The organism is Pseudolactococcus raffinolactis NBRC 100932 (assembly GCF_001591765.1).
Classification (GTDB): Bacteria; Bacillota; Bacilli; order Lactobacillales; family Streptococcaceae; genus Pseudolactococcus; species Pseudolactococcus raffinolactis.
The window spans coordinates 48,220-61,160 of record NZ_BCVN01000004.1 but is presented as its reverse complement, the minus strand read 5'-3'; the positions used below and the strand labels follow the sequence as shown (position 1 = coordinate 61,160).

Below are 12,941 nucleotides of genomic sequence, written 5' to 3'. Positions count from 1 at the left end.
AACATTGGGCGATTTGTATATGAGAGATGTGCAATTTGCACATCATAAAATGAAAGCGTTTGCGGTAAAATGAACCTATCAAATAAAAAAGAGGTAGACACAATGACAACCCTTAAATTAGAACATGTAGACAAAGTATATCCTAATGCCAAAATCAAAGCAGTAGAAGATTTCAACTTGGATGTTAAAGATAAAGAATTCATCGTTTTCGTAGGACCTTCAGGTTGTGGTAAATCTACAACCCTTCGGATGATCGCAGGTCTTGAAGACATCACAAGTGGTGAATTCACGATTGATGGCGTGCGCATGAATGACGTGGCACCTAAAGACCGTGACATCGCCATGGTTTTCCAAAACTACGCCCTCTATCCACACATGACTGTATTTGACAACATGGCCTTCGGTTTGAAATTGCGCAAATACAAAAAAGAAGAAATCAAAAAACGTGTTGAAGAAGCTGCAGCCATTCTTGGTTTGACAGAACTCTTGGATCGTAAACCTGCTGACATGTCCGGTGGTCAACGCCAACGTGTGGCCATGGGACGTGCCATTGTCCGTGATGCTAAGGTTTTCCTCATGGATGAACCCTTGTCAAACTTGGATGCCAAACTTCGTGTGTCAATGCGTGCTGAAATCGCAAAAATTCACCGTCGTATCGGGGCAACAACAATTTATGTAACCCATGACCAAACAGAAGCGATGACACTTGCGGATCGTATCGTTATCATGAGTGCGTCTAAGAGTGCTGATGGCACAACTGGCCGGATCGAGCAAATCGGTGCACCAAAAGAACTCTATAACGAACCTGCTAACAAATTTGTTGCTGGCTTTATCGGTAGCCCAGCTATGAACTTCTTTGAAGTCACTGTTGACGGTGCTAGCATGACAAATGGTGCAGGTCTTGACATTGCCATCCCAGAAGGGCAACAAAAAGTCCTTAAAAATGCTGGCTATGACAAGAAAAAAGTTTGGTTTGGTATTCGTCCAGAAGACATCTCAGCTGATGGTCTTGTCCAAGAAGTCTTCCCGAATCAAAATGTGAAAGCAGAAGTTGTCGTTTCTGAATTGCTCGGTGCTGAAACGATGCTTTATTCTAAGATTGGTGACACTGAGTTTGTATCAAAAGTAGATGCACGTGACTTCCGTCAACCAGGCGATGAAGTTGACTTGACATTCAATGTCAACAAAGGTCATTTCTTCGACTTCGAGACTGAACAACGCATTGTAGGTTAAATTGAATCTTCCTGAAAAACGCCATTGGCGTTTTTTTTATGGTCAAAGTTTTGAAAGTTGTCAAACTTGTCAGTAGCAGATTTGACAATCAAACACATTTTTTTGATAAAATAGTCTTATGAAAAAATTTTTATTCAGTTTATTTTGTCTCTTATCAGTCATCCTTCTTTCGTCATGCCATAAAGTTGTTAAGTCTGAACAGCATGGCACAGCGACCTTAATCGTCAAATTTGACAAGACAAGTGTTAAAACCTATCAAAACGTCCCGATCAAAACCGGTGAAACGGTCCTAGACTTACTAGAATCAAAGTCGAAGGTAACGCTAAAGTCAGGGATTATCACGGAGATTGATGGCATTTCTCAAATCGAGTCAGCCAATCTCTATTGGCTTTTTAAGGTTAATGACAAGCTGGCTGATAAAGGCGTGACAGAAACCAAGGTGAAAGCAGGTAGTCAAATTGAATTTTATCTAGGAGAATTTAAGTAAAGCGCTAGCATATTGTGATATAATTAGATCTATCACTATTTTCAGAAAGTAGAATCTTATGAGTTTTAATTTTATCGATAAATTCCTGCCTTATTTTAATGATGGCTTGATCATTACCCTGATGATTTCAGCTTTTGTCGTGGCCATCGGCACCCTACTTGGGACGATGATCGCCTTAGCTAAGTTATCAAAGATTCATGTTTTACGTTGGCTTGCCAATGTCTACATCGAAGTTTTTCGTGGCACACCCATGCTCGTGCAAATCATGATCGGCTTCCAAATACTTGGTAAAATGCCATTGCCAGAATTTCAATTGGGTATTCTGACAGAGGATTTATCACGCTTGGTACCAGGGATTATCGTGTTATCAATGAACTCAGGGGCTTATGTTGCTGAGATCGTTCGTGGCGGGATTAACGCTGTGCCAAAAGGGCAGACTGAAGCTGCTTTTTCACTCGGTATTCGCCCACATCAAACCATGATGAAAGTCATCTTACCGCAAGCGATTCGCAATATCCTACCTGCTTTGGGAAATGAGTTTGTGACCATCATCAAGGATAGTTCACTGTTGGCGACGATTGGCGTTATGGAGCTTTATAATGGCGCGCAAACGACAAGTTCAACTACTTATCAAAGTTTATCACCATGGTTGCTCGTCGCTGTTTATTATTTCGTGGTGACCTTTATCACAAGTAGACTCATCAATCTCCTTGAGAAAAAACTTGGGAAAGGATATGCAAAATGACCACACAAAATTTGATTGAAATTAAAAGCCTACATAAATATTTCGGTAAAAATGAAGTGTTGAAAGGCCTGGATATCCAGATTAAAAGAGGTGAAGTTGTCGTGATGATCGGTCCTTCTGGGTCTGGTAAATCGACATTTCTTCGCACCATGAACCTGCTTGAAACACCCACTAAAGGTGATGTTTTCTTTGAAGGCACAAATATTGCAGATAAGTCTGTGGATGTCTTTAAACACCGTGAGAAAATGGGCATGGTATTCCAACAGTTTAATCTTTTTCCTAACATGACAGTTCTTGACAACTTAACTTTAGCACCAGTTACGACTGGCAAATTATCCAAAGAAGAAGCGGTTGAAGTTGCCATTGAACTTTTGGCCAAGGTTGGTTTGTCTGAAAAAGCTGAAGCCTACCCGCAAAGTTTATCAGGCGGTCAGCAACAACGAGTTGCGATTGCGAGAGCACTTGCCATGAACCCTGATGTCATGCTATTTGATGAGCCGACATCTGCACTCGATCCTGAAATGGTCGGGGATGTCTTAAATGTCATGCAAGATTTAGCAAAAGAAGGGATGACCATGGTCATCGTGACTCATGAAATGGGCTTTGCTAAGGAAGTGGCAGATCGCGTGATCTTTATGGCGGATGGCAAAATCGTCGAGAGTGGCACGCCAACCGAGCTGTTTGATCACCCTAAAGAACAACGGACGCAGGACTTCCTAGCCCAAGTTTTATAAGCTTAAAATGAGAACCCCAATCACTCAAAAGCGCTAATTTTAGCGCTTTTATGATATAATAAGAGTTCAGGGGATCCAAAATAAAGAGATACTCTGAAACAAAACGTGAGGTTAGTACGATGGAATATAAACAAATCAATGATAAAACGATAAAAATTTCCCTGACATTTGAAGATTTAAAGGCGCACGATATAAAAATGAGTGACTTTTTGGTCAATCAAGGCATGGTTGAAAAACTTTTTTATGAGTTAGTGAGTGAACTAGAAATCGAAGACAAGTTTGCTAATACAGGCATGATGACTTTTCAAGTTCGCCCGCATCCACAAGGTGTGGACTTGCTAGTGACAGAAGAGTTAAACATGGACAACATGCAATTTCCTGAAGGGTCAGAAGGCTTACAAGAAATGATGGATGAAGCCATGGAACAGATGGGTGACATGGCAAGCTTGATGGATAATATGTCAAGCAAACCTAACTTTGATGTCATGGATGATCATGCAGACTTTGTCTACTTTATCCTTAAATTTAATAAAATATCGGATGCAGTAAGACTGAGCCAAGCTGTGATTGACGATGTGGAAGAATCAGAACTCTTTCAATTTCAAGACCATTTCTACTTAACCATTCTTGATAATCAAAAACGTAAAGGCTTTAAAGAAGTGAGCTTGCTACGTGCTAGAATGTTAGAGTATGGTGAGCCGTCTGATTTTTCACGAGAAGCTTTGCTAGAACATGCTAAGACGATTTTCCGTGAGGAAGCACTTGAGAGTCTGCAACAAATTTAAGTTTGAATCAATAGTTGTTAAATAGCGAGTTATCGCTATTTTTTGTGTCCTCATGCGATGAACTAAGATGTATTTTTATAAAAAGACTGACAAACTCATTTTTTGCGCTATAATAGATTTAATCAAGACAAAAAGGGGAATAGATATGAGCTATCGAGTGATTATATTTGATTTAGATGATACAGTGTTAGATTTTAAAGCCGGCGAAAAAAAGGGATTGGCGACAGTTTTCAAGCATTTTAATACAGCAATGCTGGACTATGACGCATGGGTGGCGACTTATATCGAAATCAATGCCCATGTTTGGCAGGCAATCGAAAAGGGAGCAGAATCGCAGCCACTTTTAAATCAGCGTTTTTCAGAGACTTTTGCTGCCTTTGGTCAGAGCATTGATGGTGTCGCAGCAGAGGCACTCTATCGTCAAGTTTTGAATGTCAACGATGCGGTGATAGCAGGTGCTGCTGAGGTGCTAGAAGCATTGTACCAAAAGGGTTATCAGCTAGTGGTTGGGACGAATGGCAAGACGGCAACTCAATATCAGCGTTTGAAATTAACGGGTTTTCATCGTTACTTTGAGCATATCGTTATTTCTGAGGAAATCGGTCATGCCAAACCAAGGCAGGCTTTTTTTGAGCATATTGTAGCGCTATATCCAGAGCAAACTAAAGATGCGTTTTTAATGGTTGGTGACACCTTGTCAACTGATATTTTAGGCGCTCATCAAGTGGATATCGCGAGCGTTTGGCTAAATCAATCTGGTCAACAGGCGCTTGGCAAGGCCTATCAGCCGACTTATTCGATTTCAAATATATCGGATCTGATGTCAGTTTTAACTATTTAAGTATTTGTTAGTTAAGATGAGTAAACAATCAGGGAAGTCATGGCAAATAACGGCAGGGCAGAAGTGCTAGGTCGTTTTTTTTATGTTAGGCTCGTTAATCAGATAGGAAAAGGGATTCTTTAATGCTCTTAAACAAAGGTTTCTAGATGAGATTGACACATATAAAAATAAAAGAATATGGTATAATAATGGTATATGCATAACTTATCTGAATTTCCATTTACGGTCAAATATATTATTATTTTGTTAGTAACGGCAATTATTGCCTTGATCTTAACGCCGATTATGGTGGTGGTATCTCGAAAAATCGGAGCGGTTGATAATCCAAACGCTCGTCGCATTAATGTAAAACCGATGCCATCAGCTGGTGGTGTTGCCATTTTTGTGGCATTTTCAATCATCACTTTACTTGTTTTGCCACGCTTTGTTGGTTTGCCAAATTATCCAGGTATTAAAGAGTCCTATCTCAGCTATGTTTGGCCCTTTGTTTTAGGTGGTGGTATAGTGGCCGTGACAGGTTTGATTGATGACATCATGGAGCTTGGAGCCAAAAGTAAATTGGTGGGACAAATCGCTGGTGCCTGTGTCATTTGGTTTCTCACGACCAGTCATTTTGATAACTTCAAAATCCCCTTTGGTGGGCCACTCTTAGTCTTTCCAGATTGGCTGTCTTTCATCGCAACTATCTTTTGGATTTTAGCGATTACTAATGCAGTCAATCTCATTGATGGGCTAGATGGTTTAGCTAGTGGTGTGTCGATTATCAGTTTGACAACCATGGGTTTGGTCGCTTATTTCTTCTTGGGGACGACTAACGTCTATCTACCGATTACGATTTTTGTCCTCGTCTTTGCCATCGCTGGCTTTTTCCCCTATAATTTCCCACCTGCCATTATTTATCTTGGAGACACAGGCGCTTTATTCTTGGGATTCATGATTTCAGTATTGTCTTTGCAAGGCTTGAAAAATGCAACAGCTGTGGCTGTCGTCACACCGATGCTGATTTTGGGTGTACCATTGACCGACACGGTGGTGGCTATGATCCGTCGCAAGCTCAATGGCGGTAGTATGGTCGAGGCAGATCGGATGCACTTGCATCATCGCCTTTTGAGTTTGGGTCTAACGCAGCATGCGGCTGTTTTGGTGATTTATGGGATTGCAGGAATTTTCTCATTTATCGCCTTGATTCTTAACGTGTCATCACGCTGGGGCGGGACTTTCTTACTCATCTTTAGTTTGATTGGGTTAGAGGTACTCATTGAGCTGGTCGGTGTCTTGGGTGAGAACCGAACGCCACTTTTAAACATTGTCAAGTTTATCGGCAATAGTGACTACCGTCAAGAGGTTAAAAAACGCCGAAAAATGTAAAAGTTTATAGACAGAATAATGTTATTTTGTCTTTTATTTTGATAAAATAGTGATTAGAACAATAATTGGAGGAACCTATGTCTACATTAGAAATTAAAGATTTATACGTCCGCGTTGAGGAAAAAGAAATCCTTAAAGGTGTGAACCTGACAATCAATACAAACGAGATTCATGCCATCATGGGACCAAATGGAACAGGGAAATCAACACTTTCTGCTGCGATTATGGGTAACCCTAATTTTGAAGTCACACAAGGCGAAATTTTGCTTGACGGTATTAATGTATTAGAACTTGAAGTAGACGAACGCGCGCGTTTAGGTCTTTTCTTGGCCATGCAATATCCAAGTGAAATTGCTGGGATTACAAATGCTGAATTCATGCGCGCTGCAATGAATGCTGGACGTGAAGAAGATGACAAAATTGGTGTCATGGACTTCTTGAAAAAATTAGACAGTAAAATGGACTTGCTCAATATGGACGAAGCCATGGCTGAACGTTACCTTAACGAAGGCTTTTCAGGCGGTGAGAAAAAACGTAACGAAATTCTACAGTTACTCATGCTTGAACCTAAATTTGCTATCCTAGATGAAATCGACTCAGGTCTTGATATTGATGCCTTGAAAGTCGTTTCTAAAGGTGTGAATGCCATCCGTGGTGAAAACTTCGGTGCCTTGATCATCACTCACTACCAACGTCTCTTGAACTACATCACACCAGATGTGGTGCACGTGATGATGGAAGGTCGCGTTGTCATGACAGGTGGCCCTGAATTAGCAGCACGCTTGGAAACTGAAGGTTACCATGGCATCGCTAAAGACCTTGGTATTGAGTACAAAGAAGAAGCTTAAGAAGGAGCATAATATGGCGAAAGAAAATATTATTGCTTTTTCACAGGCACATGCGGAACCAGAATGGTTGCAAGTGCGCCGTCAAACGGCATTTGATAAAATCAGTGAATTGAACCGCCCCTTAATTCAGCGTGTCAAGCTTGACCGTTGGAACTTTGGTAACAACGATATCACTGAATCTCTTGACAGTTCAAACGTGCCAGATTTTACAAACTTAGGTGAAAATCCTAAGTTGATTCAAGTCGGTACGACAACTGTTTTCCAACAGTTATCACCAGATTTGGCGAATAAAGGTGTGATTTTCACAGACTTTTATTCAGCCTTGGAAGAAATTCCAGAAATCATCGAGCAGTATTTTGGGACAGCCTTACCTTTTGACGAAGACAAGTTAACAGCTTACCATACTGCTTATTTTAACTCAGCGGCAGTCTTATACGTGCCAGATAATGTTGAAGTGAATGTACCAGTCGAAGGTCTCTTTTATCAAGATTCTGACGAAGCGGTGCCTTTCAATAAACACGTTTTGATTATTGTCGGGAAACATGCAAAACTGTCATACTTGGAACGTTTTGAAAGCCTTGGCAAAGATAGCGTTAAGAATACAGCTAATATTGCAGTTGAAGTGATTGCACTTGAAGGCGCACAAGTTAAATTTTCAGCGATTGACCGTTTAGGTAGCAATTTGACAACTTTCATCAGTCGTCGTGGTCGCTTAAATAAAAATGCACAAATTGACTGGAACCTTGGTGTGATGAACGAAGGTAATGTCGTTGCTGATTTTGACAGCGACTTAGTCGGTGAAGGTAGTCACGCAGAACTTAAAGCGGTGGCAATTTCTTCAGGCAAACAAATTCAAGGTATCGATACACGAGTTACCAACTATGCACCACATTCGATTGGGCATATTTTACAACACGGTGTCATCTTAGAAGCCGGAACCTTGACGTTCAACGGCATTGGCCACATCATCCGCGGCGCCAAAGGTGCTGATGCGCAACAAGAATCACGTGTCTTGATGTTGTCTGATAAGGCACGTTCGGATGCTAACCCGATTCTTTTGATCGATGAAAATGATGTGACTGCGGGTCACGCGGCGTCAATCGGTCAAGTTGACCCAGAAGATATGTACTACCTCATGAGTCGTGGTCTTGACCAAGATACTGCTGAGCGTTTGGTCGTTCGTGGTTTCTTGGGCGCTGTCATTGGTGAAATTCCGGTTAAGGCCGTGCGTCAAGAAATGATCGACGTGATCGAAAGTAAACTAGACAAACGTTAAGTCTCACAAGTGGTAGAGACGAGCAGTTTAATGTAGGAGTGAGACTAGATGACCATAGAAATCGCAAAAATCCGGAGTGATTTTCAAATTCTGGATCAAATCGTCAACGATGAGCCTTTGGTTTATCTGGATAGTGCAGCAACAACGCAGAAACCTCGACAAGTCTTAGATGCCATTCGTGCTTATTATGAGCATGATAATGCCAATGTGCACCGTGGGGTGCATACCTTGGCAGAGCGTGCAACAGCTGATTATGAATCAAGTCGTGATAAGGTTCGCGCCTTTATCAATGCCAGTTCTCGTAAGGAAGTGCTGTTCACGCGTGGGACAACGACTGCCTTAAACTGGGTGGCAAAATTTGCTGAGCAGATTTTACAACCTGAAGATGAAATCGTCATCTCAATCATGGAGCATCATTCTAATATTATTCCTTGGCAACAAGCGGCAGCTAAAACAGGTGCCGTCCTGAAATTCGTTTATCTCAAAGACGGTGAACTGGATATGGCTGACCTGCGGGCTAAGGTGACAAATCAGACAAAATTTGTCAGCATCACCCATGTCTCTAACGTCTTAGGTGTGATTAATCCTGTCAAGGAAATTGCCCAGATTGCCCATGACCATGGTGCGATTATGGTCGTAGATGGTGCCCAATCAACACCACATATGACGGTAGACGTACAAGACCTAGACTGTGATTTCTTCGCGTTATCTGGTCATAAAATGGCGGGACCTACGGGTATCGGTGTTTTATACGGTAAAGAAGCCTTGCTTAATCAGATGAATCCGATTGAGTTTGGTGGCGAAATGATCGACTTTGTCTATGAACAAAGTGCAACCTGGAAAGAGTTACCCTGGAAATTTGAAGCGGGAACGCCAAATATTGCAGGCTCTATCGGACTTGGTGCAGCAGTTGATTATCTGACTGAAATAGGCCTTGACAATATCCATCAACATGAGCAAGATTTGCTGAACTATGTCATGCCACAATTGCGTGAGATAGAAGGCTTGACCATTTATGGTCCAGAAGATAATCAACGCCGTGGCGGTGTGATTGCCTTTAATCTGGATGGTCTTCATCCCCATGATGTCGCAACTGCGCTTGACATGGAAGGTGTTGCTGTCCGTGCGGGTCATCACTGTGCGCAACCTCTGATTGATCATCTTGGCTTGCCCGCGACAGCCCGTGCTAGTTTCTATATCTATAATACTTTTGCTGACTGTGATAAGTTAGTGGAAGCCATTAAATTAACCAAGGAGTTCTTTGGTGTTTAAGTGACCAACACTTAAACAGATGCTACCAAACGACTTGACCAGCGTATTACCAAAGGAGTAACCATGGCGCTTTCTAAATTAGATAACCTCTATCGTCAGGTGATTCTTGATCATTCAAGTCACCCGCATCACCACGGCCAATTGCAGGATGGTGAGACGGTGGATTTGAATAACCCAACCTGTGGCGATGTGATTAAACTCTCGTTGAAATTGGACGGCGATACCATTACAGATATCGCCTTCGACGGCTCAGGTTGTAGTATTTCGACAGCTTCAGCCTCAATGATGACCGATGCTGTCATTGGCAAAACGACGGATGAAGCCTTTGAATTAGCAGATATTTTTTCTGAGATGGTTCAAGGTAAAGCCGATGACCGTCAAGAAAGATTAGGCGATGGTGCCTTGCTATCTGGCGTTGCCAAATTTCCACAACGGATCAAATGCTCAACTTTAGCATGGAACGCTTTGAAAAAAGCCTTGGAAAATAACAACGGCAGCTCTGAGGTTGCCAACCTATCAGGACACTGTGAGATTTAAATGACGCAAAATAAAGAAGCTTTATCGTTTGATATCAAACGTAAAATTCCCAATACCTTGGCGCGTAGTGGCACGATTTCAACGCCACATGGTGACATCCAAACGCCAGCCTACATCGGTGCCGCAACAGCGGCAACCATGAAAACTTTGACCAATGCTGAAATAGATGCCCTTGGTGCCCAGTCTATTTTGTCAAACACCTATCACTTGATGTTACGTCCAGGTGCTGATTTGCTGGCTAAGGCTGGTGGGATTCATAAATTTATGAATTACCACAAACCCATGTATACCGATTCAGGTGGTTTTCAAGTTTATTCACTCGGCATGGCTTTTAAAAAAGGCTTGGATGCGACCAGTCATACGACAAAAGGCTCAGCTGAAAATGCCGTGATGAGTGCTGATCAGCTGACCAAGGTTGAAAAAGAAGGCGTCTGGTTCAAGAGTCATCTCAACGGTGATAAGATTTACATGACTCCGGAATATTCAATGGAGCTCCAACATCAAATTGCAGCTGATATCCACATGGCCTTCGATGAGTTGACCTCTCCTTTAGCAGGCCGTGAGCAGATCAAATCTGCGCTCGACACGACACATGCTTGGGCAGAACGTTCATTACGTCGTCATGCGGAGCTCAACACTGTTCACATCGAAAAAGGTGAACGACAACAAGCCCTCTTTGGTGTCGTTCAAGGCGCCCGTGAAGAAGATTATCGTCGCGAAAGTGCTGGTTTCCTAGGCGGTTTAACCCTTGAAAATGGTGAGCAGTTTGACGGTTTCGGGATTGGTGGGACTTTTCAACCAGAGGAATTGCCAGACGTGCTAACTTGGATTAATGAAACTCTTCCAGAAGGAAAACCAAGACATTTATTGGGGATGGGCGCACAGCCTGCTGATTTATTCCTCGGTGTTGAATATGGTTGTGACACCTTTGACTGTGTTGCACCGACGCGTCAAGCCAGAAATGGTGCCATCTTTACCTATGATGGCCGGATCAACATTAAGAACAAGAAATTTGAAGATGATTTCACGCCACTTGATCGCGAATGTGATTGCTATACTTGTGAGAACCATACCAAAGCCTATCTTCGTCATTTGTTTAAGGCAAATGAAGTGACAGGCATGGTCCTTGCAAGTATTCACAATGAACGTTTTGTGGTGAGAACAGTAGAAGAGATTCGTCAGAAATTGAACGACTCTGATCATGCCTTCTGGGCTTATAAACGTGACTTTTTAGTCCGTTATTATGGTGAGGAGCGTGCTCGCGATTTCCTCTATACCAGTCCAGCAGAATGGCAATAAATAGACGGTTTACCGTTAATTAAAAAAATGAAAGGCACCAAAAAATATGGCAGAAGATATTATCAAACCCAACATTGAAGAAGTCGACTTAGGTGACTATCAGTTTGGTTTTCACGATGACGTGACACCGATTTATTCGACAGGCCGTGGCCTGACTGAAGAAGTCGTTCGCGCCATCTCAGCTGAAAAAGAAGAACCAGAATGGATGCTTGATTTCCGTTTGAAATCACTAGAAGCCTACCGCAAATTGCCACTCCCTAAATGGGGACCAGATTTATCAGGTGTTAATTTTGATGATATCATCTATTATCAAAAAGCATCTGATAAACCTGCTCGTTCATGGGATGATGTGCCTGAGAAAATCAAAGAAACCTTTGAACGTATCGGGATTCCAGAAGCAGAACGTGCTTATTTGGCAGGAGCTTCAGCTCAGTATGAGTCAGAAGTTGTCTACCATAACATGAAAGATGAGTTCACAAAACTCGGTATCGTCTTTACCGATACGGACTCAGCCTTGAAAGAATATCCTGAAATTTTCAAGAAATACTTTGCAAAATTGGTGCCGCCAACTGATAATAAATTGGCAGCTCTTAACTCGGCTGTTTGGTCTGGTGGGACTTTCATCTACGTCCCTAAAGGCATTAAAGTTGATATTCCTTTGCAAACTTATTTCCGGATTAATAACGAAAATACAGGTCAGTTTGAACGGACACTTATCGTTGTTGACGAAGGAGCCAGCGTACATTATGTCGAAGGCTGTACAGCACCGACTTATAACAGTAACTCGCTTCACGCGGCAGTTGTAGAAATCTTCGCACTTGACGGCGCTTACGTGCGCTACTCAACCATCCAAAACTGGTCAGATAACGTCTACAACTTGGTAACCAAACGTGCTCGTGCTTTGAGCAATGCGACTGTTGAATGGATCGACGGTAACTTGGGTGCTGCGATTACCATGAAATATCCAGCCGTTTATTTGGATGGCCCTGGCGCACGCGGTACGATGTTATCTATCGCCTTTGCCAATCGCTCACAAATCCAAGATACTGGGGCTAAAATGATACACAATGCTCCAAATACATCAAGCTCGATTGTGTCTAAGTCCATTGCCAAAGGTGGTGGTGAAGTCAACTACCGTGGTCAGGTGACCTTCAATCCAGCAAGTAAGAAATCAGTCAGCCATATCGAATGTGATACCATCATCATGGATGATATTTCGAAATCTGACACGATTCCCTTTAATGAGATTCACAATTCACAAGTTGCCCTTGAGCACGAAGCGAAAGTCTCTAAAATTTCTGAAGAACAGCTTTACTATCTTATGAGCCGTGGGTTGACAGAATCTGAAGCGACAGAAATGATCGTCATGGGATTCGTTGAACCGTTCACGAAAGAATTACCAATGGAATATGCGGTTGAGTTGAATCGCTTGATTAGTTATGAAATGGAAGGCTCTGTAGGGTAATTTAATTATATTATAAAATAACGTTGATATAACAGCGTTCTTTTTGATTTT

13 protein-coding genes are annotated in these 12,941 nt (G+C 42.1%); all 13 read left to right on the top strand.

Annotated elements, in window-relative coordinates; translation table 11 throughout:
- The first annotated feature begins 102 nt into the window (after positions 1-102).
- On the top strand, positions 103-1,233 hold the full coding sequence (locus LRA01S_RS02745; RefSeq protein ID WP_061774114.1) for an ABC transporter ATP-binding protein: 1,131 nt from the start codon (positions 103-105) through the stop codon (positions 1,231-1,233).
- 118 nt (positions 1,234-1,351) lie between these two features.
- Positions 1,352-1,720 (top strand): DUF4430 domain-containing protein, encoded by a 369-nt coding sequence (locus LRA01S_RS02740; RefSeq protein WP_061774113.1) that lies wholly within the window; start codon positions 1,352-1,354, stop codon positions 1,718-1,720.
- Between the two features lie 58 nt (positions 1,721-1,778).
- Positions 1,779-2,465 (top strand): amino acid ABC transporter permease, encoded by a 687-nt coding sequence (locus LRA01S_RS02735; protein ID WP_061774112.1) that lies wholly within the window; start codon positions 1,779-1,781, stop codon positions 2,463-2,465.
- Positions 2,462-3,199, top strand: coding sequence for an amino acid ABC transporter ATP-binding protein (locus LRA01S_RS02730; protein ID WP_061774111.1), 738 nt, complete (start codon positions 2,462-2,464; stop codon positions 3,197-3,199). The genes LRA01S_RS02735 and LRA01S_RS02730 overlap by 4 nt, the downstream gene beginning before the upstream one ends.
- A gap of 119 nt (positions 3,200-3,318) precedes the next feature.
- Positions 3,319-3,984 (top strand): adaptor protein MecA, encoded by a 666-nt coding sequence (locus tag LRA01S_RS02725; RefSeq protein WP_061774110.1) that lies wholly within the window; start codon positions 3,319-3,321, stop codon positions 3,982-3,984.
- A 145-nt stretch (positions 3,985-4,129) separates the two neighbouring features.
- Positions 4,130-4,825 carry a YjjG family noncanonical pyrimidine nucleotidase gene (locus tag LRA01S_RS02720; RefSeq protein ID WP_061774109.1) on the top strand — a complete coding sequence of 232 codons (696 nt, stop codon included), beginning with the start codon at positions 4,130-4,132 and terminating at the stop codon, positions 4,823-4,825.
- Positions 4,826-5,020: 195 nt separating this feature from the next.
- Positions 5,021-6,193: a glycosyltransferase family 4 protein gene (locus tag LRA01S_RS02715; protein ID WP_061774108.1), complete on the top strand. Its 1,173-nt coding sequence runs from the start codon at positions 5,021-5,023 to the stop codon at positions 6,191-6,193.
- Positions 6,194-6,270: 77 nt separating this feature from the next.
- Entirely contained in the window at positions 6,271-7,041 is a 771-nt protein-coding gene (sufC, locus tag LRA01S_RS02710; protein ID WP_003138658.1) for a Fe-S cluster assembly ATPase SufC, read from the top strand.
- Positions 7,042-7,054: 13 nt separating this feature from the next.
- The gene (gene sufD, locus LRA01S_RS02705) at positions 7,055-8,317 is read left to right on the top strand and encodes a Fe-S cluster assembly protein SufD (protein ID WP_061774107.1); all 1,263 of its coding nucleotides are present in this window, start codon (positions 7,055-7,057) and stop codon (positions 8,315-8,317) included.
- Between the two features lie 48 nt (positions 8,318-8,365).
- A complete protein-coding gene (locus LRA01S_RS02700) occupies positions 8,366-9,589 on the top strand; it encodes a cysteine desulfurase (RefSeq protein ID WP_061774106.1) in 1,224 nt (407 codons plus the stop codon).
- A gap of 63 nt (positions 9,590-9,652) precedes the next feature.
- A complete protein-coding gene (gene sufU / locus LRA01S_RS02695) occupies positions 9,653-10,126 on the top strand; it encodes a Fe-S cluster assembly sulfur transfer protein SufU (protein ID WP_061774105.1) in 474 nt (157 codons plus the stop codon).
- Positions 10,127-11,425, top strand: a complete 1,299-nt coding sequence (gene tgt, locus LRA01S_RS02690; RefSeq protein WP_061774104.1) for a tRNA guanosine(34) transglycosylase Tgt — start codon at positions 10,127-10,129, stop codon at positions 11,423-11,425.
- Positions 11,426-11,471: 46 nt separating this feature from the next.
- On the top strand, positions 11,472-12,890 hold the full coding sequence (sufB, locus tag LRA01S_RS02685; RefSeq protein ID WP_061774103.1) for a Fe-S cluster assembly protein SufB: 1,419 nt from the start codon (positions 11,472-11,474) through the stop codon (positions 12,888-12,890).
- The last annotated feature ends 51 nt before the right edge of the window (positions 12,891-12,941 follow it).

Coding starts and splice junctions, on each gene's coding strand:
- LRA01S_RS02745 (WP_061774114.1), top strand. CDS start 103: ATGACAACCCTTAAATTAGAACATGTAGACAAAGTATATCCTAATGCC.
- LRA01S_RS02740 (WP_061774113.1), top strand. CDS start 1,352: ATGAAAAAATTTTTATTCAGTTTATTTTGTCTCTTATCAGTCATCCTT.
- LRA01S_RS02735 (WP_061774112.1), top strand. CDS start 1,779: ATGAGTTTTAATTTTATCGATAAATTCCTGCCTTATTTTAATGATGGC.
- LRA01S_RS02730 (WP_061774111.1), top strand. CDS start 2,462: ATGACCACACAAAATTTGATTGAAATTAAAAGCCTACATAAATATTTC.
- LRA01S_RS02725 (WP_061774110.1), top strand. CDS start 3,319: ATGGAATATAAACAAATCAATGATAAAACGATAAAAATTTCCCTGACA.
- LRA01S_RS02720 (WP_061774109.1), top strand. CDS start 4,130: ATGAGCTATCGAGTGATTATATTTGATTTAGATGATACAGTGTTAGAT.
- LRA01S_RS02715 (WP_061774108.1), top strand. CDS start 5,021: ATGCATAACTTATCTGAATTTCCATTTACGGTCAAATATATTATTATT.
- sufC (WP_003138658.1), top strand. CDS start 6,271: ATGTCTACATTAGAAATTAAAGATTTATACGTCCGCGTTGAGGAAAAA.
- sufD (WP_061774107.1), top strand. CDS start 7,055: ATGGCGAAAGAAAATATTATTGCTTTTTCACAGGCACATGCGGAACCA.
- LRA01S_RS02700 (WP_061774106.1), top strand. CDS start 8,366: ATGACCATAGAAATCGCAAAAATCCGGAGTGATTTTCAAATTCTGGAT.
- sufU (WP_061774105.1), top strand. CDS start 9,653: ATGGCGCTTTCTAAATTAGATAACCTCTATCGTCAGGTGATTCTTGAT.
- tgt (WP_061774104.1), top strand. CDS start 10,127: ATGACGCAAAATAAAGAAGCTTTATCGTTTGATATCAAACGTAAAATT.
- sufB (WP_061774103.1), top strand. CDS start 11,472: ATGGCAGAAGATATTATCAAACCCAACATTGAAGAAGTCGACTTAGGT.